This window comes from Chitinophaga alhagiae (genome assembly GCF_003568665.1).
Classification (GTDB): domain Bacteria; phylum Bacteroidota; class Bacteroidia; order Chitinophagales; family Chitinophagaceae; genus Chitinophaga; species Chitinophaga alhagiae.
Genome location: NZ_QXMH01000001.1, coordinates 2442482 through 2466593 on the forward strand (window position 1 = coordinate 2442482; position 24112 = coordinate 2466593).

20 protein-coding genes and 1 tRNA gene are annotated in these 24112 nt (G+C 53.2%); 15 read left to right on the plus strand and 6 right to left on the minus strand.

Annotated elements, in window-relative coordinates:
* Nucleotides 1-4 precede the first annotated feature (4 nt).
* Both D3A97_RS24820 and D3A97_RS25030 read left to right on the plus strand, forming a co-directional pair.
* Complete coding sequence (locus D3A97_RS24820) at nucleotides 5-544, plus strand: hypothetical protein (RefSeq protein WP_157986457.1); 540 nt, start codon at nucleotides 5-7, stop codon at nucleotides 542-544.
* A gap of 99 nt (nucleotides 545-643) precedes the next feature.
* A complete protein-coding gene (locus tag D3A97_RS25030; protein ID WP_232825909.1) occupies nucleotides 644-1966 on the plus strand; it encodes an anthranilate synthase component I family protein in 1323 nt (440 codons plus the stop codon).
* A 97-nt stretch (nucleotides 1967-2063) separates the two neighbouring features.
* On the opposite strand, the gene D3A97_RS09960 is transcribed toward D3A97_RS25030, so the two are convergent.
* The gene (locus D3A97_RS09960) at nucleotides 2064-2987 is read right to left on the minus strand and encodes a TIGR01777 family oxidoreductase (protein ID WP_232825910.1); all 924 of its coding nucleotides are present in this window, start codon (nucleotides 2985-2987) and stop codon (nucleotides 2064-2066) included.
* Between the two features lie 213 nt (nucleotides 2988-3200).
* On the opposite strand from D3A97_RS09960, the gene D3A97_RS09965 reads away from it, so the two are divergent.
* The 5 genes from D3A97_RS09965 to D3A97_RS09985 all read left to right on the plus strand — a co-directional run bounded on the left by D3A97_RS09965 (nucleotide 3201) and on the right by D3A97_RS09985 (nucleotide 9185).
* The gene (locus D3A97_RS09965) at nucleotides 3201-4715 is read left to right on the plus strand and encodes a hypothetical protein (RefSeq protein ID WP_157986458.1); all 1515 of its coding nucleotides are present in this window, start codon (nucleotides 3201-3203) and stop codon (nucleotides 4713-4715) included.
* Between the two features lie 15 nt (nucleotides 4716-4730).
* The gene (locus D3A97_RS09970) at nucleotides 4731-5711 is read left to right on the plus strand and encodes a hypothetical protein (protein ID WP_157986459.1); all 981 of its coding nucleotides are present in this window, start codon (nucleotides 4731-4733) and stop codon (nucleotides 5709-5711) included.
* Between the two features lie 113 nt (nucleotides 5712-5824).
* The gene (gene purQ, locus D3A97_RS09975; protein ID WP_119078202.1) at nucleotides 5825-6517 is read left to right on the plus strand and encodes a phosphoribosylformylglycinamidine synthase subunit PurQ; all 693 of its coding nucleotides are present in this window, start codon (nucleotides 5825-5827) and stop codon (nucleotides 6515-6517) included.
* Between the two features lie 43 nt (nucleotides 6518-6560).
* Nucleotides 6561-7016 carry a protein-disulfide reductase DsbD domain-containing protein gene (locus D3A97_RS09980; RefSeq protein WP_119078203.1) on the plus strand — a complete coding sequence of 152 codons (456 nt, stop codon included), beginning with the start codon at nucleotides 6561-6563 and terminating at the stop codon, nucleotides 7014-7016.
* 165 nt (nucleotides 7017-7181) lie between these two features.
* On the plus strand, nucleotides 7182-9185 hold the full coding sequence (locus D3A97_RS09985; RefSeq protein WP_232825911.1) for a protein-disulfide reductase DsbD family protein: 2004 nt from the start codon (nucleotides 7182-7184) through the stop codon (nucleotides 9183-9185).
* A gap of 60 nt (nucleotides 9186-9245) precedes the next feature.
* On the opposite strand, the gene D3A97_RS09990 is transcribed toward D3A97_RS09985, so the two are convergent.
* Nucleotides 9246-10160, minus strand: coding sequence for a hypothetical protein (locus D3A97_RS09990; protein WP_157986460.1), 915 nt, complete (start codon nucleotides 10158-10160; stop codon nucleotides 9246-9248).
* A 158-nt stretch (nucleotides 10161-10318) separates the two neighbouring features.
* Between D3A97_RS09990 and D3A97_RS09995 the strand changes: the two genes are divergently transcribed.
* Genes D3A97_RS09995 through D3A97_RS10015 form a run of 5 tightly spaced genes read left to right on the plus strand, consistent with a single transcriptional unit; the run spans nucleotide 10319 to nucleotide 18160 of the window.
* Nucleotides 10319-11002, plus strand: a complete 684-nt coding sequence (locus D3A97_RS09995) for a response regulator transcription factor (protein ID WP_119078205.1) — start codon at nucleotides 10319-10321, stop codon at nucleotides 11000-11002.
* A gap of 48 nt (nucleotides 11003-11050) precedes the next feature.
* Nucleotides 11051-12376: a sensor histidine kinase gene (porY, locus tag D3A97_RS10000; RefSeq protein WP_119078206.1), complete on the plus strand. Its 1326-nt coding sequence runs from the start codon at nucleotides 11051-11053 to the stop codon at nucleotides 12374-12376.
* A gap of 38 nt (nucleotides 12377-12414) precedes the next feature.
* Nucleotides 12415-13812: a TolC family protein gene (locus tag D3A97_RS10005; protein ID WP_119078207.1), complete on the plus strand. Its 1398-nt coding sequence runs from the start codon at nucleotides 12415-12417 to the stop codon at nucleotides 13810-13812.
* Nucleotides 13813-13824: 12 nt separating this feature from the next.
* A complete protein-coding gene (locus tag D3A97_RS10010; RefSeq protein ID WP_119078208.1) occupies nucleotides 13825-17070 on the plus strand; it encodes an efflux RND transporter permease subunit in 3246 nt (1081 codons plus the stop codon).
* Complete coding sequence (locus tag D3A97_RS10015; RefSeq protein WP_119078209.1) at nucleotides 17051-18160, plus strand: efflux RND transporter periplasmic adaptor subunit; 1110 nt, start codon at nucleotides 17051-17053, stop codon at nucleotides 18158-18160. The genes D3A97_RS10010 and D3A97_RS10015 overlap by 20 nt, the downstream gene beginning before the upstream one ends.
* Nucleotides 18161-18236: 76 nt before the next feature.
* Here D3A97_RS10015 and D3A97_RS10020 read toward each other — a convergent pair whose 3' ends face one another.
* The 4 genes from D3A97_RS10020 to D3A97_RS10035 all read right to left on the minus strand — a co-directional run bounded on the left by D3A97_RS10020 (nucleotide 18237) and on the right by D3A97_RS10035 (nucleotide 20304).
* On the minus strand, nucleotides 18237-18623 hold the full coding sequence (locus D3A97_RS10020) for a response regulator (protein WP_119078518.1): 387 nt from the start codon (nucleotides 18621-18623) through the stop codon (nucleotides 18237-18239).
* 161 nt (nucleotides 18624-18784) lie between these two features.
* Nucleotides 18785-19192 (minus strand): hypothetical protein, encoded by a 408-nt coding sequence (locus D3A97_RS10025; protein ID WP_157986461.1) that lies wholly within the window; start codon nucleotides 19190-19192, stop codon nucleotides 18785-18787.
* A gap of 61 nt (nucleotides 19193-19253) precedes the next feature.
* On the minus strand, nucleotides 19254-19886 hold the full coding sequence (locus D3A97_RS10030; RefSeq protein WP_119078211.1) for an endonuclease III domain-containing protein: 633 nt from the start codon (nucleotides 19884-19886) through the stop codon (nucleotides 19254-19256).
* A 344-nt stretch (nucleotides 19887-20230) separates the two neighbouring features.
* Nucleotides 20231-20304: transfer RNA gene (locus D3A97_RS10035), tRNA-Ala, on the minus strand.
* Between the two features lie 160 nt (nucleotides 20305-20464).
* Here D3A97_RS10035 and D3A97_RS10040 point away from each other — a divergent pair.
* From D3A97_RS10040 to D3A97_RS10050, 3 genes are all read left to right on the plus strand, one after another.
* Nucleotides 20465-21142, plus strand: coding sequence for a response regulator transcription factor (locus D3A97_RS10040; RefSeq protein ID WP_119078212.1), 678 nt, complete (start codon nucleotides 20465-20467; stop codon nucleotides 21140-21142).
* 10 nt (nucleotides 21143-21152) lie between these two features.
* Entirely contained in the window at nucleotides 21153-22382 is a 1230-nt protein-coding gene (locus D3A97_RS10045) for a sensor histidine kinase (protein WP_119078213.1), read from the plus strand.
* A 235-nt stretch (nucleotides 22383-22617) separates the two neighbouring features.
* The gene (locus D3A97_RS10050; protein ID WP_119078214.1) at nucleotides 22618-24102 is read left to right on the plus strand and encodes a trypsin-like peptidase domain-containing protein; all 1485 of its coding nucleotides are present in this window, start codon (nucleotides 22618-22620) and stop codon (nucleotides 24100-24102) included.
* Nucleotides 24103-24112: the final 10 nt, after the last annotated feature.

Below are 24112 nucleotides of genomic sequence, written 5' to 3' on the forward strand. Positions count from 1 at the left end.
CATTATGAAATCAAAATCTGATAAAGAAAAAGAGACTAAAAAAACTACTTCACCAAAGACTGACAAAGCCTCTGAGAAGAAGGCTGGTGCAAAGCCTAAAAAGGAAGTAGACGAGGATGAAGAGGAGGATGAGGAGGATGCTCCCCAGAAGTCTGCTGCTTCAAAAAAATCAGATAAGCTTGCGGCAAAATCCAAAAAAGAAGACGATGAGGAGGATGATGACGACGGTGAGGATGATGACGATGCGCCGAAAAAAGGCGCCAGGAAATCAGCCAAAGCCGGCGGCAGAAAAAAGAAGGACGATGACGATGATGATGACGAGGAGGATGATGACTTTGATGATGACGATGATGCCTGGGAAAAAGGTGAAGATGAGGACTATGATCCTGATTTTGAGGAGTTTGATATGCCCAAGCCCAAAAGCAAGCGTGGCCGCCCCGGTAAAAAGTCTGCCGATGACGACGATGACCTGGGCATAGATGACGAGTTCAAGGACATGGGCTTGTTTAATGACCGTTTTGACGACGATGATGATGATTTCTAATCTGTAAACGTGCCATCATACAGTTTTCCTGTAAATAATATAAGCGCATTCAAAGAACAAATGTTGAGCTGGGGTAACCGGTTCAACATTTGTTGTTTTTTGGACAATAATGAATACCGCCTTCCAGGCGGCAGCGCTGAAGCCCTGCTGGCCGCAGACGCCGCAGAAATATTGCAGTGCCCAGCTGGCACCGCGTTTCACCAGCTCCGGGAATGGCATGCCGCCTGCCCCGGCTGGCTCTTTGGCCACCTGGGGTATGATCTGAAAAATGAAACAGAGAAACTGGCCTCTTCCCATGTAGACGGCATCGGTTTTCCCGACCTCTTTTTTTTCAGGCCGCGTTATTTGTTGCGGTTGCGGGAAGCGGAGGCCCCGCCCGTAACTGTATCGGGCACGCCGCCGGAAAATGTATCTGCATCTGCTGCAGATGCATTGCAGGACAAAACCGGTGTTGCCGGGAACTGTAACGGCCCTTCCCACACCGGCCAACTCACTATACAGGCAGACCACCTCACCGCATCCGAAGCACAGCAGATATTCAATGCCTGCCTGCGCGAGCAGCCCGGCGGCGGCCGTGTTGCACTGGCCAATGCAGGCCCGTTGCAGGCGCGGATGGACCGGGCGTATTATCTCAACGCCGTCAACGCCCTGAAAGAGCATATCCGCAAGGGGGATTGTTATGAAGTGAACTTCTGCCGGGAGCAATTCCTGGAAGCGGACGTCAATGCCCCGCAACACCTGTTCCACCGGCTCAACCAACTGTCTCCCGCACCCTTTGCCGCCTACTACAAAGTGCATCACCGCTACCTTGTATGCTCCAGCCCGGAAAGGTTTTTGCAGAAAAAAGGCAGCCGCATTATTTCCCAGCCTATAAAGGGCACGGCTAAACGCGCTGCAGACCCGGCGCAGGATGCGGCCTTGCAGCAGGCCCTGCGCAGCAGCGCCAAGGAGCAGGCTGAAAATGTGATGATCGTAGACCTGGTGCGTAACGACCTTTCCCGTACCGCGGTACAGGGCAGCGTGCGGGTGGAAGAGCTGTTCGGCATATATACCTTCCCGCAAGTGCATCACATGATCTCTACCGTGTCTGCCACGCTGGATGACCGTTTCCATTTCACAGACGCCATCCGCCACGCCTTCCCTATGGGCTCCATGACGGGCGCGCCCAAAGTACGGGTGATGGAACTGATAGAACAATATGAAAAAACGCGGCGCGGGTTGTTTTCCGGCGCTGTTGGCTACATCACGCCGGAAGGGGATTTTGATTTTAATGTAGTGATCAGGAGCATTCTTTATAACGCGGAACAAAAGTATATTTCCTTCCAGACCGGCTCTGCCATTACGTTCTACAGCGATGCGGAAAAGGAGTTCGAAGAATGCGGCTTGAAGGCAAAGGCCCTCTTAGCTGCGTTAGGGTTGTAAGACGGGAATAAGACGCCTTGCCCCGGTAAAGTTTGTCCGGCAGCCGGCAAGGCCGCAGCGTACTGTTTTTTCGTTAGATATGTTCCGCTGTTCCTGCCTATTGTTTCTCCCGCAGGATCTGCTCCATTGCTTCCGCCACCGTAGGGTAGGAGAACTGGAAGCCTGTTTGCAGGATCTTCCCCGCGGATGCTTTCACGCTCTTCAGCACCTCCACGCTCATTTCCCCCAAAGCCAGCTTCAGTGCAAAAGCCGGTACATGCATGGTCACAAAACCATTGCCCTTGGCGGCCCGCGCCAGCGATGTAATGAGCTCATGATTGGTGGCGGGGTGAGGCGCTACGGCATTGTAAACGCCGTTCAGCCCGTCGTTCACCACCGCATTGAAATATAACCGTACCAGGTCTTGCAGGTGTATCCAGCTTACCCACTGCTCCCCGTTGCCCATTACGGTGGCAAAGCCCAGTCTGACGGGTTTGTAAAATTCCTTCAGTGCGCCGCCTTTCAGGCTCATCACCAGGCCCGTGCGTAGTATGATCACCTTTTTGCCGAGGTCTTCCATCTGCCGCACGCTATTTTCCCAGGCCTGGCAGGTAGTACCCAGGAAATCGTCTGCCGCAGGATCGTTTTCTGTAAAAATGCTGCCGGTATAGGGGCCGTAGTAGCCGGTGGCCGAAGCGCTGATCACCTGCCGTACTTTGTTGGGGTGAAGGCGAAGGTGATCGTACAGCAACTGGCTGCTTTGCACCCGGCTGTTGAGGATCTCCTGCTTGCGGGCGCTCGTCCACCGCCCCTGGGCCACATTGGCGCCGGCCAGGTGAATAATATGGTCTGCCTGCCGTAAGGCGGTGGTATCCAGTACCTTGCGGTCAAGGTCCCAGCGGGCGTACTGCAACTGGGGGTGGTCCGAGGCCAGTTTCCGGCGGGTGAGTACAATCACCTTGAATCCCCTTTCAATAAGAAAGGCCGTTAGTGCCCTGCCTACAAGGCCAGTGCCGCCAGTAACCAATACCGTATCCATCATATAATTAACGCCAGCTTTTGGAAAAAATGATGGAATAAAATTACAGAATTAATTGCGCCTGTTTTAAAAACAATGTCCGTACAGCCCAAATATATGCCGTGCAACCCGTCAGGCTTTGCAATCACATAATTTTCGTGTAGGTTTGAAGCAAGAGCTTGCATAAAATCGGGTATTACAGCGTTTATCCTATATCAAAATCTTAAATAATTATCCATGCGCATTCGTCATATCGTACCAATTTGTGTGTTCGTGCTGTGCAGTACGATGGCCACTGCCCAAAAGATCACTTATTCAGAGCCGGAGCGGGACGATTATAAGACCACGGAATTTGAGATCATCGGCAGGGTTTCCGGGAACATTCTGGTGTATAAAGCCGACCGGGGCGAATATCATATCTCCGTATATGATAACGCTATGCAACTGAAAGATCGTGTGAAGCTGGACTTTTTGCCGAAAAAACTCATCAGTGTGGATTTTGTGAATTACCAGGACAAGGCGTTCATGATCTACCAGTTTCAGCGGAGAGACGCCGTGTACAGCTTCTGCGGTACCGTAAACGGAGATGGCCAGTTCCTGACCGCTCCCATCATGGTAGATTCCACCCGCATCGGCAACTTTTCACGGGAAAACAAAATATATTCTGTAGAAATATCGGAAGACAAGAACCGCATACTGGTCTACAAGATCAACCAGGACAAGGAAGACAACCATGTGTTCTACACCTTCCTGTATGACAGTTCCTTCAACCTGGTGAATAACAGCCGCGTGTCTCTCCCCATGGAGGCTAAACGCCAGTTTCTCAGCAATTTTAACCTGAACAACGAAGGAGATCTCATCTTTACCAAGCTGGAGCGCACCAGCAACCGGGACTATATCGTTAACGGCAACGTGGTCATGAAACGGGCGGTGATAGACAGCTTTGAAGTATACCCCTTTGAAACCAAAAACCTGCTGCTGGACGAGGTAAAGCTGAAACTGAACAACCCGGAAAAACAGGCGCTCATTACGTCTTTTTATTACAAGCAGAAGCGGGGCAATGTGGAAGGGATGTACATGCTGCGGCTGGATTGTACCAACGGCTCCCGGTTGTTTGAAAGGGCTACCGCCTTCACCCCGCAGCTGAAGCAGAGCGCCCGGGGAGACGCTTCCACCGCCGCGGCCTTCAACGATTATTTTATCCGTAAAATAGTCAATACCCGTAACGGGGGCTTCCTGCTCACGGCAGAAGCATATTACACCACCTCCCGCACCCAGCCCTGGAACCGCTGGAACTATATGTACGGCGGCTACGGGGGGTATAATCCTTACTACTATTCGCCCTACTCCCCGTATTACTACAACCCTTACGGCTGGAACGACGGGCAGGGCACCCGTTATCACTACGACAACATTGCCATCCTGGCCTTTGACGAGCAGGGAGAGCTGCAATACAGCAATTTTGTACACAAAAGCCAGTTTGACGACGGGGCAGACCTGTACCTGAGCTACATGCTGGTGAACGTGGGCAGCGAGCTGCATTTCCTGTTCAACGAGCTGGACCGCCGGCAGTACGTACTGTCTGAGAACACCATTGGGCCGGACGGGAAGGTGAACCGCAAGCCTACCCTGCGCAACCTGGACAAAGGGTTTACCTGGATGCCCCGCTACGGCAAGCAGATCAGCGGGCGAAGTGTGTTGATACCCTGTATTTACAGGAATTATATTTGCTTTGCTAAAATTGACTTTTAATCACACCTTTGCACCGTGATACGTTTTTTCCGATCAGGCAATCCCCTAACGGTATTGCTGCTGTTCATATACACCCTGTTCGTTAAATTCTACTATCTTCTCAACCCGTCTGTTTACCTCGCAGACGGCTCTGAAGGGTTGGTATACAGTGCGTTAACGGCCTGGCTGGAAAGCCTGGTGGGCAAAAGCCCCATTTTTTTTACCACCCTGGCCATTCTGCTGCAGTTTTTGCAGGCCCTGCTGCTCACCCGTATCATCAATAACCACCGCCTCTTTGCCAAGGATACGTACCTGCCGGCCATGTGTTTCCTGCTATTCACCTCCCTGCTGGAAAGCTGGAACGTATTTTCGCCGGCCGTGCTGGTCAATACCATCATGCTCTGGATATTTTCAGGCATTACAGACCTGTACATGCGCACGTCCGCCCGGGATGTGGCCTTCAACATCGGGTTTGCCCTGGGCATATGCGGGCTGTTCTACTTCCCGGCCATCCTGTTTGTGGCCCTGCTCTTTATCAGCTTGCTCATCATGCGCGCTTTCCGGCTGGCAGAGTGGATCATTGGCTTGATGGGCCTGCTTTGCCCTTTTTACCTGCTGGGTACCTGGCTCTTTCTCACCAACCGGTGGGACGCCATTGAAACCCTGCCCCGCGTCAGCTTCCACCTGCCCATGATCACCAATTACAAGGTTTGGGGCGCCTTTGTGGTATCCCTGCTCTTTTTTGTGACCGGCTGGGTCATGCTGCAGCGTACATTCAACAAAATGCTCATACAGGGGCGCAAAATATGGTCTGCCATGGCCGTGTACGTGGTGGTGGCTATTTTCATCCCGTTTTTCAGCGCCAGCTTTACCCCCGCCTACTGGGTACTGGCCATATTGCCGCTGTCCCTTTTTGCCGGCAACGTGTTCTGGACCATTACCAACAATACCTTTGCCAATGCCCTGCACTTCCTGGTGCTGGCATATGTAATTATTATGCAATACTTTTCCCATTGATGTTATGGGAATCATAAAATCTGATGAGCGGTGATTGGAAATTGCGTAATGGTCAGTAATTTTGCTGTTTCCCGACAAACCATTAAAGCAGATATTCAAACAATTATAAAGAGATGAAATTTGGAGTAGTTACATTTCCCGGTTCAAATTGCGATCAAGACATGCTTGATGCCCTTCAGTACGACCTGAACCAGGAGGTGATCTCCCTCTGGCATAAGGACAAAGATCTGAGCATGTTCAGTACGGAAGATTGCATTTTGCTGCCTGGCGGCTTTTCTTATGGCGACTACCTGCGCTGCGGGGCCATTGCCAAATTCAGCCCCATGATGCAGAGCGTGGTGGAATTTGCCAACAAAGGCGGCCGCGTAATAGGTGTGTGCAACGGTTTCCAGATCCTGTGCGAGGCCGGCCTGCTGCCTGGCGCGCTGCTGAAAAACCAGAACCAGCAGTTCATCTGCAAGAATATCTTCATGAAAAGTGAGAACCTGCATACGTCTATCACGAAAGACGTGGCCGGCCGCCCGCTGATGATACCCATTGCTCACGGCGAAGGCAGGTACTATGCTGACGAGGCCACGCTGGACGGGCTTTTTAAGCACAATCAGGTGATTTTCAGGTATTGTGATGAATTTGGCAATATAATTGAAGAAGCTAACCCGAATGGTGCCGTACGTAACATTGCCGGTATCAGCAACAAAGAGAAAAACGTGTTCGGAATGATGCCGCACCCTGAAAGGGCCAGCAACGAACTGCTGGGTAACCGGGACGGGCAGCTCATCTTCCAGAGCCTGATTAATAACAACTAAGGTTTAAAAAACCGGATCAACCACCAACCAGAAAAAAAGGACTATGAAGAAATTACTCGTTGCGCTGTGCATGTTCGCATTGCCCGTACTGGCGGTAGCCCAGGAAGAAAACCCTGTGAAATGGGATTTTTCAGCCAAGAACGTAGGCGGGCAGGTATATGAAGTGACTGCAACAGCTACTATCGAAAGAGGCTGGCACCTGTATGCGCAGGAAGCCGGAGAAGGGCCCATCCCTACCTCTATCAAGTTTACCAAAAACCCGCTGGTAACAGTGGCCGGTAAACCTAAAGAACAAGGCAAGCTCCATAAAGCATTTGACAAGAACTTCAACTCAGAACTGAAGTATTACGAAAATACCGTGTCATTTGTGCAAAAAGTGACCGTGAAAGGCAAGGCTGCCACCAAGCTGAAAGGCAGCGTTGAGTTTATGGTGTGTGACGACCATCAGTGCCTGCCGCCCACCGAAATACCCTTTACCGTTAACCTGGGAGGAAAGTAAAGGTGACCAATATCACAACGGATATCTTTCAGATATAACAGGAACGAGTTCTTTTTCAAGGAACTCGTTTTTGCATGTACGTTTAGCATAGCCTGTTAAGTCTATCGTACATATGAAATATTCCCGCTACCTGGCGGGTGTATGAAGGAAACAAGAAGAAAAACTATGAAACAATTACTGCTCCTTATAACCAGCTTCCTGCTCATGTTCCGCCCCACGGCGCAGGCGCAGGAAGCGGATTCCATACCTAAGCTGGTGAGCTGGGATTTTGCGGCGGAAAAGAAAAGCGAAGGTGTATACCTCTTACATTTCAAAGCCACCCTGGGCGAAGGCTGGAGGTTGTTCTCCACCACCATGGGAGACGATGATCCCAACACGCGTATTGTGCTGGACAGCCTCAGCGCCACCCGCGCTTCCATTACCGGCATCACAGAGGCCGGCGAGCTAAAAAAAGCCGCGGAGCCTGTACTGGACAATATGGAGATCAAATACTTTGAAGGCGGGGTAGATATACAGGCCACCGTACAATACAGCGGCCCGGCAAAAGACATTAAAGGCATCCTTACCTACATGGTGATCAAAGGGGATGAGATCAACCCGGAAGAAACACCCTTCCGTTTCAATGCGGACGCGGCCGGCAACCTCACCGTGGGCAAAGGCGGGCTGCAGGCCTCCGCAGACAAGGCCAACGAACTGAAACGCGCTAACATAGACCTGAAAAACCCGGTCAACAAAGTAGGCGGCATCGGTAACGAAGGGGAGACCAACCCCTGGTTCATTTTCCTGCTGGGCTTCCTTGGCGGCCTTGTAGCGTTGATCACGCCCTGCGTGTTCCCCATGATACCGCTCACTGTTTCGTTCTTCACCAAGAGCGCGCAGGATAAAAAGAAAGGCATTTTTAATGCCACCATGTACGGCTTTTTTATTTTCCTGATCTATGTGCTGTTCAGTGTGCCCTTCCATATTGCGGGCGCGGCTGAACCGGAAATATTCAATAACATCTCCACCAACGTGTGGCTGAACCTGTTCTTCTTTGCCGTATTCGTAGTGTTTGCTATCTCCTTCTTCGGGGTGTTTGACATTACCCTGCCCAGCGGGTTGGCCAGCAAGGCAGATTCCAAAGCCAACAAAGGCACGCTGGTAGGTATTTTCTTTATGGCCCTCACACTGGTGGTGGTATCTTTCTCCTGCACCGGCCCTATTTTGGGCTCGCTGCTGGCAGGCTCCCTCAACTCTGACGGCGGCGCCTGGCTGCTCACCGCCGGTATGGCCGGTTTCGGCGTATCCCTGGCATTGCCCTTTGCCCTCTTCGCCCTCTTTCCCAACTGGCTCAGCACCCTGCCCAAGTCAGGCGGCTGGCTTGGTTCCGTGAAAGTGGTGCTGGGGTATATTGAGCTGGCACTGGCCGTAAAATTCCTTTCCAACGCAGACCTGGTAACACACTGGGGCATTCTGCACCGGGAAACCTTCTTCCTCATCTGGATCATTATCGGCATTTGCCTCACCATGTACCTGTTAGGCTTCAACTGGAAGCTGCAGCGTACCGGCGTAAAAATGAGCAAGGTAAGATGGTTCTTTGCCATCCTCTTCGGCGCTTTCACCATTTACCTGCTGCCCGGTGTTACCAATACCAAATACGCCCGTCTGAAGCTCATGAGCGGCTTTGCGCCCCCCATGTCTTACAGCTGGTACGGCAACAATGCCCATGAAAAAGGCGCCGTGGAGCCAGACGTGATCAATGATTACGAAAAGGCCCTTGCGCTGGCTAAAGAGAAGAACAAACCCATTCTCATAGACTTCACCGGTTGGGCCTGCGTAAACTGCCGCAACATGGAAGAGAACGTGTGGACGGACCCCGAGGTGCATGCGCTGATCAAAGACAATTACATACTGGTATCGCTCTATACGGACGACCGCGCCAAGCTCCCGGATGAAGAGCGTTTCCTGTATGAGTTCCCAGACGGCAAGAAGAAAGAGATCGTTACCATCGGGAACAAATTTGCCACCATGCAAACGGTTAACTTTATCAACAACTCGCAGCCGCTGTATGTACTGATCAGTCCTGACGAACAGCTGCTCACTTACCCGGTGGCTTATACGCCAGACATACCTACCTATGCCAACTGGCTCAAATCCGGGCTGGACGCGTTTGCGAAGCTGAAGAAATAAAAAACGGGCCGCCTCTTAACAGGCGGCCCGTTCGCTTTTTATGAATACGGTATGGAAACGTCAATACAGCATATCCCCGCAGCCTTTCAGCACTTTACCGTCTACCGTTACCGTTACTGTCATTTCATGCTTTTTACCGGCATCATCCGTACATCTTTGGGGTTCAAAGCGGGCGGAGAGGGTATGCCCGTTGCCGCTGGTGCTGAACTCCGCGGCATCTTTATTGCCTTTTTGCACATCTGCGTAAGGCAGCTCAAATTTGTCCGCCCCGTAGTTGCCGGTGAAAATGATCTTTTCGTGCGGGATAATGGCCAGCGACCAGCCCGGCTCGTTACCCGTGGCCCAGTGGGAGGCGCCCAGCAGGCGCATTTCGTTGGCTACCTTGCTCAGGTCTTTTCGCTGGGAGCGCACGGCTGCCATCACTTGTGTGGCCAGGGTGTTCACTTCCGCCGGTTTCATGCGGTAGTCGTTTTCCGGGTAGGGAGATTTGTACGGGCCAAACTCCGCATCGTTCAGCGCTGCCAGGTCTGCCGCCACACGGCTTTCGGAATGGGCCAGGGCATCGCCTTTGTAGTAAAAACTGTTTTCCCTCACCTGGTTTGCTTCTTTCACCACTTCGCGGAACATAATGGGCTTGCCATTGAGCGTATCCAGGTAGATCCAGCTTTCCGTAGCGTTGCCTGACTGCTGGCTTTCCGGGTAGAGGTACAGGCGCAGCGGCTTGCCGGTAGACGAATAAATGGCTACCAGGCCGGACGAATTGTCCGCCACGGCAAAATCATGCGCGGTGAGCATACGCCCTCCCGTGCCCGCATAATCGTCTATGCCCTCAATGTAGGCGCTGATGTTTGTAGTGTGCTCTATTTCAGTAACGGCGGAGGCGCTGTCTTCTTCTGCTGCTTTCTTTTCTGAGGAAGGGCCTGCGCATGCTGCCAGCAGGGCCATCCCTAACAATAGTACCGGATATGGTTTCATATTTATAGGTTTTACGGGCTGTATGCTTGCAAATCCTGTGCTAGATTAATGGGTCTTTGGTTTTCAATAGATTAAACATTAAGATAAGATTTTTTATCGACATTCTGTCCCGTTTGCCTTCAAATTTGCTTCAAATTTGTGTGTAATTTGCGGAAATTATGAAAGTGTTGCTGATAGAAGACAATCTGGAACTGGCCAGCAGTATATCCGAATTTCTGGCCAGGGAGGGATACATCTGTGAAGTGAGCTATAATATCCGCGATGCGCAGGACAAACTCATCTCTTTCCAGTATGACTGTGTGTTGCTGGACATTATGTTGCCAGACGGGAATGGCCTGCAGATATTGTCTTTCATGCGGCAGGAGCGTATCCAGAGCAGCATTCTCATCCTCTCCGCCAAAAACTCGCTGGACGATAAGGTGGCCGGCCTGGAAGAAGGGGCGGATGATTACCTGACCAAACCCTTTCACCTGCCGGAGCTGCATGCCCGCTTGCGGGCCATTTACCGCCGCAAGAAGCTGAACGGCAGCAACATGATCACCTTTAACGAGATCAGCCTTAACATAGATACCCTGGAAGCGCATGTGAACGAGACCCTGCTGGATGTGACGCGCAAGGAATTTGACCTGCTGCTCTATTTTATCGTGAACAAGAACCGGGTGCTTTCCCGCCAGTCTATAGCGGCGCACCTTTGGGGAGACTATACAGACAACCTCGCCAATTTCGACTTCGTATACCAGCATGTAAAAAACATCCGCAAGAAGATCAGCGCAGCCAAAGGAACGGACTATATAAGCACAGTGTACGGCCTGGGATATAAATTCAATACATCAAAACAGTGAATGACACATTCCCCGGAATGTTCCTTCAGCCTCTAAAATAGTTGCAAAATGAAACTTGTTGACAAGTTCACGCTCTGGTTCCTCGGCGTTACGCTGATCATTATTCCCATCAACAGCGTTATCACCTATCAGAGTATCAAGCGGGAAATAGACAAGGCGGCCATTGAACGGCTGAAGCATGTGAACGTGCGGGTGGCCGGCCAGCTGGAGAAAGGAGAGGTGCCGGGCGAATATACCCAGGGCTGCCGGATAAAGGTGGAAAGCATGTCCGGCCCCACGCCGGAAGGCCAGTACGCGATCACGGAGCGGGATGTGACCCATGACCCGGAGCTGCGTGACAATGACCGTAAAATTACCGTAGCCTCTTACCATACCATCAACGGCAAACATTACCGCATCACCTCCGGAGACTATGTGTCCCGCTCGGAACAGATACTGGCGGGCCTTCGTACCTCTATTATGTGGAAACTGATCATCCTTATAGGCCTGGTGGTACTAACGGCGCGGCTGGCTTCCCGCATTGTATTGGCGCCGTTTTACAGTACGCTCAAAAAGCTGCAGCGCTTCAGCCTCAAATCAAAGAAAAAGCTGGTGCTGCCGCCTACGCGTGTCAAGGAGTTTAAGGAACTGAACTGTTTTGTAGGGAAAATGACAGACAAGGCGGTAGATGACTATCTTTCCCTGAAAGAATTTTCCGAAAATGCCTCCCATGAGCTGCAAACGCCCCTGGCCATTATCCGCAGCAAGCTGGAATTATTGTCTGAGTCAGACATACAGGGTGGCCAGGCGGCGCTGATCACAGACATGCAGAACGCAGTAGACAAGCTGACCCGTATCAACCGTTCGCTCATTCTGCTATCCCGGCTGGAAAACAACGAATATGAGACCGAGCAGGAAGTGAGCCTCAGCCGGTACGCCCAGGAGGCCGTCAACGCCTTCGGGGACCTGATAGCCCTGAAGTCTCTCCGGCTGGAATGCAGTATAGATCCGGATGTAGATGTAAAATTGCATGCCTCGCTGGCAGACATCCTGCTCAACAACCTTATCAGCAACGCCATTCGCCACAACATACCCCAGGGCTGCATAGAAGTGAGCCTTAACCGCCGCTGCCTGGTGATCAAAAACACCGGCCGCCCGCCGGAAGGGCCTACGGAAGACATGTTCCAGCGCTTCAAAAAGGGCAGCCAGTGCAATAATTCCATTGGCATCGGTCTTTCTATTGTAAAACAGATCTGCGAAATAAATTCTTTCCAGATCCGCTACCACTACGCGTCTGAGCGGCATATTGTAGAGGTGGCCTTCCCCCAGGCAGGCGCTTCTTCAAAATTACTTCAAAATGATGAGCGCTATTTGCATGAGAAAATTCAGCTTTAGAGCTGCCATGCTATCATAACCGCTCATTTTAATCGAAGATGACAAGACGCTATCCTGTTCATCTGCTTCTACTGGTAACGTGTTTTTTGAGCGCCGCCGCCGCAAGGGGGCAGGTGCTGACCATGAAAGATGCCGTACAAACAGCGCTGAACAATTATGGGACGATCAAGGCCAAAGCCAACTACGCAAATGCTTCGAAAGCCACGGCAGAGCAAGCCCGCAGAGATTATTTACCTAACCTGAGCGTATCCGCCCAGCAAGATTACGGCACGGTAAACGGCCAGAACGGCCCTCTTTACGGCTTTGGTGGCCTGGGCGTAGCCTCCTCCGGCCTGCCGCTGCCAGACCAGAACTGGAACGCGGCTTTTGGGGCCTTGTACCTGGCCAATATCAATTGGGAATTTTTTGCCTTTGGCCGGGCCAGGGAAAAGATAAAAGCAGCGGAGTCAGTGGCCAGTCGTGACGAACATGACAGGCTGCAGGAGCAGTTCCGGCACGAAGTAAGGGTGGCGGCCAATTACCTGAACCTGCTGGCCGCGCAGCGCCTCACCCGCTCCTGGGAGCGCAACCTGGAAAGGGCCGATACCTTCAGGGCCGTAGTGAAGCGGCGGGCCGCCAACGGTCTCATTGCCGGCGTAGACTCTTCCCTGGCCAGCGCGGAAGTATCTAACGCCCGTATTGCCCTCACCCGCTCGCTGGATGTGGAACAGGAACAGGGCAACCAACTGGCCCAGTTCATGGGCGTGGCGCCCGGGCATTTTGTGCTGGACAGCGGTATACTCTCCCGCCTGCCCGCCCTGGTAACAGACACGGTTACGCTCAATACCGCCCGCCACCCGGTGCTGCAGTTCTATCAAAGCCGCATCAACCTGAGCCGGGAGCAGGAGAAATACATCAAGACCCTCAACTTCCCCGCCTTTTCATTTTTCAGCGTGTTGCAAACCCGGGCCTCCGGCTTCAGCTCTTCCTACGCTACAGACCAGACGGCGTTCACCCATAATTATTGGGACGGGATAAAGCCCTCCCGCACCAATTACCTGCTGGGCATTGGCGTTACCTGGAACCTGACCTCGCCCCTGCGGGTAAAGCAGCAATCTGCCGCACAGGCATTTGCTTCCAAGGCGCTGCAGTATGAAATGGAAGTGGCGGACCAGCAGCTGAAAGCCCAGATGGTACTGGCAGACGTGAAAATGAAGAACGCGCTGAATAACTACCGCGAAGCGGATGTGCAGATCAGGTCTGCTTCAGAGGCCTACCTGCAGAAATCCGTAATGTACCAGAACGGCCTGGCCACGCTGGTAGACGTAACGCAGGCCCTGTACTCTCTGAACCGTGCTGAAACCGACCGGGACGTGGCCTACAGCAACGTATGGCAGGCCCTCCTGCTGAAAGCCGCTGCCGCCGGCAACTTTGAGATTTTTATCAACGAATTTTAATTATACATCGTAATGGGACTTATCAGAAGCGCGCTGGAAAAACCGATCACGGTACTGGTACTGGTGGCCGGCCTGTTTTTCTTTGGCATCAAGGCCGTACGGGACGTAAAGGTGGATATATTTCCGAAGCTGGACATGCCGGTGCTTTACATTGCGCACCCTTTTGGCGGGTACACGCCAAACCAGATGGAGGCTTTCTTCGCCAAACAATACGTGAACATCCTGCTGTTTGTGAACGGCGTAAAATCTATAGAAACCAAGAATATTCAGGGCCTCACCCTCATGAAGCTCAGTTTCTATGAAGGCACCAATATGTCTCAGGCCGCGGCAGAAGTATCCGCGTTCTCCAACAGGGCGCAGGCCATTTTTCCACCGGGCTCGCAACCGCCCTTCATTATCCGTTTTGACGCGTCTACCCTGCCCGTGGGAGAGCTGGTGCTGAGCAGCGAAAAGCGCACCAACAACGAGCTGATGGACATGGCCAACGTATACGTACGGTCTTCCTTCACCTCCATTCCCGGCCTGGTGGCCCCGCCGCCTTTTGGCGGCAACATCCGCACCGTGGTGATCAAGGCAGACCCCGTGGCCCTGCGCTCTCACCAGCTTACGCCAGACCAGCTGGTAGAGGCCATCCGCTTCAACAACCAGGTGGCGCCTTCCGGCAACGTGCGCATTGGCGACAAAAACTATATTACTCCTACCAACACCACTATCAAGAACATTAAGGATTTTGAGAACATACCCCTTTTCAAAGGAGGGGTGCAAACCCTTTACCTGCGTGATGTTGCCACGGTTGAGGACGGAGCGGACATCGCCGCCGGTTATGCCCTGGTGAACGGTAAACGTTCTGTATACCTCAACGTGGCCAAGTCCGCAGATGCTTCTACCTGGGAGGTGGTGCAAACATTGAAAAAAGCCATTCCCCGCCTGCAGGCACAGCTGCCGGAAGATGTAACGCTCTCCTATGAATTTGACCAGAGCACCTATGTGATGAACGCTGTAAAAAGCCTCATCAGCGAAGGAGTGATAGGCGCGGTGCTGACCGGCCTGATGGTGGTGCTCTTCCTGGGAGACCTGCGCGGCGCGCTGATCGTGATCATGACCATTCCCGTATCCATCATTTCCGGGGTGCTGTTCCTGAGCCTGTTTGGCCAAACCATCAACATCATGACGCTGAGCGGCCTTGCCCTGGCCATTGGCATATTGGTAGACGAAAGCACGGTGACCATAGAGAACATACACCAGCACCTGGATATGGGCAAACCCAAGGCCCTGGCGGTCTGGGACGCGTGTAAGGAGATCGCTTTCCCCAAGCTGCTTATTCTTTTCTGTATACTGGCAGTGTTTGCGCCGGCCTTCACCATGAAGGGCATTCCCGGCTCGCTCTTTCTGCCGCTGGCGCTGGCCATCGGGTTTTCCATGATCACGTCTTATTTCCTTTCACAAACCTTTGTGCCCGTAATGGCCAACTGGCTGATGAAGAGCCACCGCAAAAAAGATGTGCTGCCCAATGCCGCGGACGAGCATGATACCTGGGACCAGAAGAAACAACTGGTAGAGCGGGCAGACAGTAACCTGGACGGCAAGGTGAGCCGCTTCGAAAAATTCAGGGCGCGTTTCATGCGTTTCATCAACCGGCTCATGCCGCTGCGGGCGCCTGTGGTAATTGCCTACCTGGTGGTGATCAGCGGGTTGGCGGTGCTGCTGCTCAACAATATTGGCCGCGATGTATTGCCGAAAACCAACGGCGGCCAGTTCCAGCTCCGGCTGCGGGCGCCGGAAGGCACGCGTATGGAGCGTACAGAAGAAAAAACGCTGGTGGTGTTGCGTACCATTGAAGAAGTGGTAGGCAAGGAAAACGTGTCTATCTCTTCCGCCTACGTAGGCCAGCACCCGGCGCTGTTCTCCGTGAGCCCTATTTACCTGTTCATGCCCGGCCCGCATGAGGCGGTGCTGCAGGTAAGCCTCAGCAGGAACTATCATGCAGACCTGGACGAGCTGAAAGAGAAGATACGCGGGCGGCTGAAAGAGACTGCGCCAGACGTGCAGATCTCCTTCGAGCCTATTGAGCTGACAGACAAGATACTCAGCCAGGGCTCGCCCACACCGGTAGAAGTGCGTATCAGCGGGCGTAATAAAAAGCTCAACGAAGAATACGCCAACAAGATCATTGCGAAACTGAAAGACGTTTCCTACCTGCGCGATGTACAGTTGATGCAGTCTACCAAATACCCGGCCATCAAGATAGATATTGACCGTACCCGCCTGGCCCAGCTGGGAGCGGACATGACAGACGTAACCCGCTCGCTGATAGCCTCCACTTCTTCTTCCCGCCTTACGGAAAAGAACGTATGGGTAGATGAAAAGGCCGGCCTGAGCTATAGCGTGCAGGTACAGATACCGGAAAACAAGATGAACAGCATGCATGAGATAGGGGAGATACCGCTGCTGAAAAACGCCGGCCGCCCCCTGCTCAGCGATGTGGCTACCATTACGCCAGATACCACCTACGGCGAGAACGACAACCTGGGCGCCATGCCCATGATCTCCGTAACGGCTAACGTGAACAATAAAGACCTGGGCACTGCCAGCAAAGACGTACAGGCCGCCATTGCTTCCCTTGGCGAACTGCCCCGCGGCCTCACCATGGAGCCCATTGGCATGTCTGTTACGCTCAACGAAACGCTGGACAGTTTGCAGGCTGGCCTGCTGGTAGCCATTGTGGTGATCTTCCTCATGCTGGCGGCCAACTTCCAGAGTTTCCGCGTGTCTTTTGTGGTGCTCACCACCGTGCCCGCGGTAATACTGGGCTCGCTGCTGCTGCTGACCATCACCGGCTCTACCCTTAACCTGCAGTCTTACATGGGTATCATCATGTCTGTGGGCGTGTCTATCTCCAATGCGGTGCTGCTGATCACGAACGCGGAACATTTGCGGCGGCACAACGGGGATGCGCTGGCATCCGCCAAAGAAGCGGCGGCCTTGCGTTTGCGGCCCATCCTGATGACCAGCCTGGCCATGGTGGCGGGCATGATGCCGATGGCCATCGGCCATGGAGAGGGCGGGGACCAGGTGTCTCCCCTGGGCCGCGCCGTAATTGGCGGCCTGGTGGCCTCTACTTTTGCCGCGCTGGTAATATTGCCGCTGGTATTTGCCTGGGTGCAGAAAAACGCTTCAATCGTTTCCGTATCCCTCAATCCTGAAAACAAAGAAAGTAAACACTATATACCCTCGTTGTATGATCAGAATAACCAATAGAACGCTTTACCAGGCACTGATGGCTGCCGTAGTGCTGGCAGGTTGCGGCGTTTCGCAAAGCAAACCGGACAATAACCAAACGGCGGCGCCGGCCCCTGCCGGGGTGAAGGCCTTTGCGCTGGAGAAAGATATTTTTTCCGCCTCGCTGAAAATGCCGGGCGAGCTGGTTGCTTTTCAACAGGTAGACCTTTACGCCAAGGTGAACAGCTTTGTGCAGAAATTGTATGTAGACGTAGGCTCCACCGTTACTGCCGGCCAGGTGCTGGCCACGCTGGAGGCCCCGGAGCTGAACGCCCAACTGGCCGGCGCGGAATCACGCCTGCATAGCCAGGAGGCGGTATACCTGGCCAGCAAGGCTAATTACGACCGTTTATATAAAACCAGCCAGACACCGGGTACCGTGTCTCAAAACGACCTTGACCTGGCGCTGGCCAAACAAAAATCAGACTACGCCCAGCAGGAAGCTGCCCGCGCCGCCTACCGCGAAGTGGCAGACACCCGCAACTACCTGCAGATACGCGCTCCCTTCAGTGGTGTGATCAGTGCGCGTAACGTGAGCGCCGGCGCCTATGTTGGCCCCTCCGGCAGAGGGTCTGAATACCCGCTTTTTACCCTGCAGGAACAAAAGAAGCTGCGCCTGGTGCTGGCTGTACCGGAAGCCTATACCAGCTATCTGAAAAATAAAAGCGAGGTGAGCTTTACCGTAAAATCGCTGGCAGGGCAGGCGTTCAAAGCCAGCATTAACCGCCTCGCCGGTGCGCTGGACAGCCGGCTGCGCTCCCAGCGGGTGGAGATGGATGTTGCCAATAACGACAAAAAGCTGCTGCCCGGCATGGTGGCGGAAGTGAATATTCCGCTGAACACCGCAGACAGTGTGTTTATAGTGCCCGTTACCGCGGTGGTCAACTCAACTGAAAAGATATTTGTGATACGGGTGAATCACCAGAAAGTGGAATGGGTAGACGTGCGGAAAGGGAGGGAAGCAGACGGAAAGGTGGAAATATTCGGGAATTTAACAACGGGAGATATGCTTATGGAAAAGGCCAATGATGAGGTAAGGAACGGATCAGCAGTTACAGTAAACAAGTAAGACGGATCAATAGTGTGGAGAAGAAAAGGGAGCAACGCGGTGATAGGCGTTGTTCCCTTAATTTTTTCAGGATGCCCTAGCTGAAATAACGACGCAGGATTTCCTTGAGAGAGGCCATGCTGTACTGTTTTACCACGTAGTCAGTAGCCCCCAGCGCTTTGGTTTCCCGTATGTCGCGCGGGTCTGAAGAGGTGGAATAGACCACCACCGGTACATCTGCCAGGTGAGGCATGCTGCGCAGGGCGGCCAGGCAGTCTTTCCCGCTCATACGGGGCATGTTCAGGTCAAGAAAAATGTAGCCGGGTATAAGGTTTGCATCGGCCTGCAGCATCTGCAGCCCTTCCATGGCATTGTCCGCGGTAATGCATACAATGTTTTCGTTTATATCCTGCAACGCTAGTCTGAATATCTCCTGGTCATCTTTGTCATCGTCAATCAACAAACATTTGAGATTTGCTTTCATCAGGTGGTGCATAAAAATTTTACACTGCATCCAAAGTTAATCAAAAGATCATACGGTTGTGAACGGCAAACGAAAAAGGGCGCAAACAAGTTAGTGAACCTGACTTTGCGCCAACTGTGATGATCTTTGGCTGGCAATCAAATCAATATGCAGCCCGGGAGCTATTTTTTCAGGCGGAGGTATTCGTATATGTTATTACCTCGCCATCCCTGCAGGATAAGGGAATCTCCCTGTTGTGCATATTTGAAACTATGGACGGACAGGGAAGAAACGGAGCTGAAACCTTCCATGAAAATACTGTCTGCCCCACGGGTACTGAACTGGCCGGGCAGGCTGGGTGTAAACGTAATGGCCAGCTGAGGAGGGTTGTTGCTGGCATCTACCTGGAACTTGTTGCCGGAGAAAGTGACCTTTACCTGGGTATTGGCCGTGGCGCCATTATCTGTTTCCTTGTAATAAACGCCGGTATAGGTGCCCGCAAAAGGGCCGGGGGCATCCTGGTTTTTCCTGTTCTTCTTACAGGCCAGGCAAAGCAGCAGCAAAGGGAGTACGAATATAGTGCGTGACATGTGGATGGGGATTTTGGTTGAAGGTGAAACGGGCCACACCGCCGAAAGGTTACAACCCTGGCTAATTTGTTTTTGTGCCCTGGTAATAGGCGCATACCGGGTTCATCAGGCATTCTCCGCATTTGGGGGTGGGCCTGCAGACCTCTCTGCCCAGGAAAGACATGGCCATGCCGGCATCCCACTCGTCTTGCGGCAACACCGCCATCAGCTGTTTCTCAATTTTGGTGGCGTCAGTACCCGTGGCAATGCCCAGCCTCGGGGCCACCCGTACAACGTGCAGGTCAACGATCACGCCTTCCGGCTTGACCCCCGCCTCCCGCATGATCACATTGGCCGATTTTCTGCCAATGCCGGGCAGCGCCGTCAGCGTTTCCTGCGTGAGGGGGATGTTGGCGTCTTTTTTTACCTGCTGGGCTATGCCGGTCAGCCATTTGGCCTTGTTGCCAAAGTTGCGCACCTTGCTGATGTAGGGAGTCAGGTCATCCGGCGTGGCCCGGGCAAGCGCCTGCATGTTCGGGAAAGCGTGGAACAGCTCAGGGCCCAGTTTGTTGATGTTCCTGTCCGAGTCTTGCGCAGACAGTACCACCCCCACCACCAGTTGGTAGATGTTCTCATAATCCAGCGGGTGTTTGGTGCCTTTGTATTTTTTAAGCAGGGGTTTGATGGCCTCGGGCCAGTTGACAGCAGTGGGCATGTTGGTCGTGTTTAGGTAATAAAGCTACAGAAAAATCCGGATCAGGTTGAGAAATTGGGGAAGGCGTAAAAGAGCAGGACGGTATTATAGAGTATTGAGGATCATAACTATAATGATGGCTTAAATTTGACATAGAAAGGGGCGGCCGCCTTCTTATCGGCTTGTTGTCGGCTTGGCACCCCGGGCTTATGGGCTTCTTATCGGCTTGTTATCGGCTTGGAACCCCCGGTTTATCGCCTTTAAAAAGTATGCGGAAAGAAATTTGACTTGATCCAAGAAAAGATGGAGATGGTGGGGATAAAAACAAAAAAAACCTTGCAATGATACTGCAAGGTTTTGTTCTGTGGAGGATAGCGGGTTCGAACCGCTGACCTCTTGCATGCCATGCAAGCGCTCTACCAAACTGAGCTAATCCCCCTTGAATGGAGTGCAAATTTAGCGGCTTTTTTGACAAAACAAAAAATATTTTTTTACAGCCGTCAGAAACCGTCTGCACGCACTATGCGCCTGGTTTTCACCGCATTTGCAGCGCCGCCGCCGGCCTTTTCGCCCGCAATTTCGTAATTTAAGGCCCAGGTATGAAAATCCTCATCATCGAAGACGAATCAGCGCTCAGTAAAAGCATTGCCGCCTACCTGGCCGCGGAGAACTACACCTGCGAGCTGGCGCCGGATAAAAAAACAGCGCTTGACAAAATAGAAACATTCGACTACGACTGCATCTTGCTGGATATTTCATTGCCGGACGGGAACGGGCTGCAAGTGCTGGAAGCCCTGAAAGCCAACCATAAAACGGATGGCGTCATTATCATATCCGCCCGGGATTCCATAGATGACCGCATACAGGGGCTGCAGCTGGGCGCAGACGATTACCTGACCAAACCGTTCCACCTTTCCGAACTGAGCGCCCGTATTGCCGCGGTGATACGCCGCAGGCGCTTTGCGGGCAACAATGTGCTGGAGGCGGAAGGGCTGCTGCTAGACCCGCAGGCGCGCACCGTCAAAGTGCGGCAAACGCCGGTAGACCTCACCAAAAAGGAATACGACCTGCTGCTCTACCTGCTCACCAACCGCAACCGCGTAGTGTCTAAACAGGCCATAGCAGAGCATTTGTCGGGAGACGGGGAGGGACTGTTCGATAACTATGATTTTATTTACGCCCATATGAAGAACCTGAAGAAGAAACTGCTGCAGGCGGGGTGGACAGACCGTGTCAAGGCCATCTACGGTATGGGCTATAAAATGGAAGTGCCATAAAAACAGGCTGATGAAACTGCTGAACAAAACGGTGCAATATTATTTCCTGCTGTCAGTGATCCTGTTGCTGGTGGCTATTCCCGTATTTTACGTGGTGTTGAAGAAAATAGTGATCGCCAATGTAGACGCGCGGCTGGTGGCCACCAAAACCCAATTGGTGCCACGCCTGCAGGTAATGCAGTTCAGGAACGGGGAACCGGTGCTGGGAAATGATATCACTCTGGAAAAAGTAGGCCCCAACGCCGCGCGGGATTCCCTGTACACCGCAGACACTTACCGCCTGCTCACCTCTCATCTCGTGATCAACCGGGAAACGTACCGCCTGCAGATCAAATCTTCCATTGCCAACCATGAAAGGCTCATCACCAGCATTATCATCCTGCAGGTGCTGTTGCTGTCTTTCCTGCTGACGGGCCTGCTGCTGGTGAACCGCAGCCTCTCCCGGAAGGTGTGGGACCCTTTTTATAAAACGCTGCAAAAGCTCCGCGCCTACAAGGTAGATGACGCCGCCCCTCTGCAGCTGGCGCCCTCTTCCGTCAATGAATTTTCAGCGCTCAACACAGCCGTGGAGCAGCTGGCGGAGCGGAGCCGCCAGGCATATGTAGCCCAAAAGGAATTTGCAGAAAATGCCTCTCATGAAATGCGCACGCCGCTGGCCATTTTCCAGGGCAAGCTGGACCTGCTGATGCAAACCGACCCGCTTTCCGAAGAGCAGGCCAGCCTCATCACGGACCTGGCTACCGCCAGTCAGCGCATGGCCCGGCTGAACAAAGGCCTTATTCTCCTCACCCGCATCCAGAACGGGCAATTCCCTGAAACCGGCCAGGTAGCCATACGCCCAACCATCGTCAACCTGCTGGAACAGTACCAGCCCCAGCTGCAACTGAAGGAGCTTACCCTGCAGCAAGACTGGGTGGAGGAAGTAACGGTCACCGCCAACCCCACGCTCATGGAGGTGCTGCTGGGCAACCTGCTGGCCAACGCCATCCGCCACAACGTGCAGCGCGGCAATATTATCATCCGGCTGGCCGCCGGCGTGCTCACCGTGCAAAATACCGGGCGGACGGAAGCGCTGCGGCAAGACCGGATATTTCACCGCTTCAGCAAACAGAGCACCGATGCAGACAGTATGGGCCTGGGGCTGGAAATTGTGCGGAAGATCTGTGACCTGTACGGTTTTGAGGTAACCTATCGGTTTGAAGCCCCACTACATACCTTCAGAATCGTAATGAAACATTAAAAGACGTCCCCCGCAGCCTGCAAGTCCTCTGGGCACGGCATTCCGTCCTCACACCCCGCCCCTTCCCATCTAATGAAATGTTAAAAGCACGCCGCGCCGCCCGGAAGGCGGGCGTTCCCGTTCCATCAATCGCCTTTCCCTCCTAATGAAACGTTAAAAACAACCATACCACCCCATTTATTCAGAATCTGTTCAGAATGCCGGTACAATTTTATGGCATCTTAAACCAGATGATATGAATAAAAAGAAACGCTTTGCCGCTATTGCACTTGTAGCTGCAATTGTTGCCGGCGGCTTCGCCCTGAGCGGTAAATCCGGCAACCTATATCATACTATTACAGGAGAGGAAAACGCCCCGCTGGTACGCACGGCTTACACCGGCCCGGTAAACAACCAGCCGGTGAGCTTTGAAGATGCGGCTTCCGCGGCCGTGCCCTCCGTTGTACATATCCGTACGGTAGTGAAGTACAAACAGGCGCGCCAGCAAAACCCCTTTGAGGGAATGGACGATGATATTTTCCGCCGCTTCTTTGGAGACGGCGGCGCGCGCCAGTTCCGCCAGCCGCCTGAGCAACGGGCTTCCGGCTCCGGGGTTATCATCAGCGGGGATGGCTACATTGTGACCAATAACCACGTGGTGAACGGCGCTACAGAAGTAAACGTAACGCTCAGTAACGGTAAAAACTACAAAGCGGAGGTTGTTGGTACAGACCCTAATACGGACCTGGCGCTGATCAAGGTAGACGGTAAAAACCTGCCCGTGATGCCGGTGGGCAATTCTGACGATGTGAAGCTGGGCCAGTGGGTACTGGCCATAGGCTACCCGCTGAACCTGGATGTAACGGTAACGCAGGGCATCATCAGCGCCAAATCCCGCAACATTGGCATTAACCGCCAGGCCGCCGCTCCCGTGGAATCTTTCCTGCAAACGGACGCCGCGGTGAACCCCGGCAGCAGCGGCGGCGCGCTGGTTACCACCAACGGGGAACTGATAGGCATCAACGCGGCCATTGCTTCTCCTACGGGTTCCTACGCGGGCTATGCATATGCCATCCCGTCTAACCTGATGAAAAAGGTGGTGAACGATATCAAACAGTTCGGCAGCGTTCAGCGCGGTTACCTGGGCATCAGCATGCCGCCCGAGAACCTGGACGAGGCGCAGAAAAAAGAGCTGGGCATCAAGTATGACGGCAACGGCGTGTACGTGGCCGGTATAGATCCCAGCGGCGCGGCTTCCGCGGCGGGCATACGCCAGGGTGACGTGATCACAAAAATAAACGGCGCCACCGTCAATTCCGGTGCGCAGCTTTCAGAGCAGATAGCCCGCCAGAAACCGGGAGACAAGCTGAAGCTCACCTACCTGAGAAACGGTGCCGAGCAAGATGTGGATGTAACCCTGAAAGGTAAAATGGGTGAAATTGCCGGCGGCCCTGCGGCTACCATACAGCAACTGGGGGCGGACTTTGCCACCCTTCCAGCAGCAGACGCCCGTAAAATGGGCATTGCCGGCGGTGTACAGGTAACGGCCATTAACGAGGGTGTGCTGGCAGACCAGACCAATATGAAAGAAGGATTTGTGATCACCCGCGTGGGCGGCATGGCCGTACGCACGGTAGATGAGCTGCGGGCCGCCATGCAGCGCCTGAGGGGCAACTTCCAGATAGAAGGCCTCTACCCGGGCAGCAGCAAGGTGTATTACTACGGTATTAACGACTATTAATAAAGATTTG

What these genes read in the sequence shown, in the direction of transcription:
- D3A97_RS24820 (WP_157986457.1), top strand. Translation starts at nt 5, where the DNA reads ATGAAATCAAAATCTGATAAAGAAAAAGAGACTAAAAAAACTACTTCA.
- D3A97_RS09960 (WP_232825910.1), bottom strand. Translation starts at nt 2,987, where the DNA reads ATGATGGATACGGTATTGGTTACTGGCGGCACTGGCCTTGTAGGCAGG.
- D3A97_RS09965 (WP_157986458.1), top strand. Translation starts at nt 3,201, where the DNA reads ATGCGCATTCGTCATATCGTACCAATTTGTGTGTTCGTGCTGTGCAGT.
- purQ (WP_119078202.1), top strand. Translation starts at nt 5,825, where the DNA reads ATGAAATTTGGAGTAGTTACATTTCCCGGTTCAAATTGCGATCAAGAC.
- D3A97_RS09980 (WP_119078203.1), top strand. Translation starts at nt 6,561, where the DNA reads ATGAAGAAATTACTCGTTGCGCTGTGCATGTTCGCATTGCCCGTACTG.
- D3A97_RS09985 (WP_232825911.1), top strand. Translation starts at nt 7,182, where the DNA reads ATGAAACAATTACTGCTCCTTATAACCAGCTTCCTGCTCATGTTCCGC.
- D3A97_RS09990 (WP_157986460.1), bottom strand. Translation starts at nt 10,160, where the DNA reads ATGAAACCATATCCGGTACTATTGTTAGGGATGGCCCTGCTGGCAGCA.
- D3A97_RS09995 (WP_119078205.1), top strand. Translation starts at nt 10,319, where the DNA reads ATGAAAGTGTTGCTGATAGAAGACAATCTGGAACTGGCCAGCAGTATA.
- porY (WP_119078206.1), top strand. Translation starts at nt 11,051, where the DNA reads ATGAAACTTGTTGACAAGTTCACGCTCTGGTTCCTCGGCGTTACGCTG.
- D3A97_RS10005 (WP_119078207.1), top strand. Translation starts at nt 12,415, where the DNA reads ATGACAAGACGCTATCCTGTTCATCTGCTTCTACTGGTAACGTGTTTT.
- D3A97_RS10010 (WP_119078208.1), top strand. Translation starts at nt 13,825, where the DNA reads ATGGGACTTATCAGAAGCGCGCTGGAAAAACCGATCACGGTACTGGTA.
- D3A97_RS10015 (WP_119078209.1), top strand. Translation starts at nt 17,051, where the DNA reads ATGATCAGAATAACCAATAGAACGCTTTACCAGGCACTGATGGCTGCC.
- D3A97_RS10020 (WP_119078518.1), bottom strand. Translation starts at nt 18,623, where the DNA reads ATGAAAGCAAATCTCAAATGTTTGTTGATTGACGATGACAAAGATGAC.
- D3A97_RS10025 (WP_157986461.1), bottom strand. Translation starts at nt 19,192, where the DNA reads ATGTCACGCACTATATTCGTACTCCCTTTGCTGCTGCTTTGCCTGGCC.
- D3A97_RS10030 (WP_119078211.1), bottom strand. Translation starts at nt 19,886, where the DNA reads ATGCCCACTGCTGTCAACTGGCCCGAGGCCATCAAACCCCTGCTTAAA.
- D3A97_RS10040 (WP_119078212.1), top strand. Translation starts at nt 20,465, where the DNA reads ATGAAAATCCTCATCATCGAAGACGAATCAGCGCTCAGTAAAAGCATT.
- D3A97_RS10045 (WP_119078213.1), top strand. Translation starts at nt 21,153, where the DNA reads ATGAAACTGCTGAACAAAACGGTGCAATATTATTTCCTGCTGTCAGTG.
- D3A97_RS10050 (WP_119078214.1), top strand. Translation starts at nt 22,618, where the DNA reads ATGAATAAAAAGAAACGCTTTGCCGCTATTGCACTTGTAGCTGCAATT.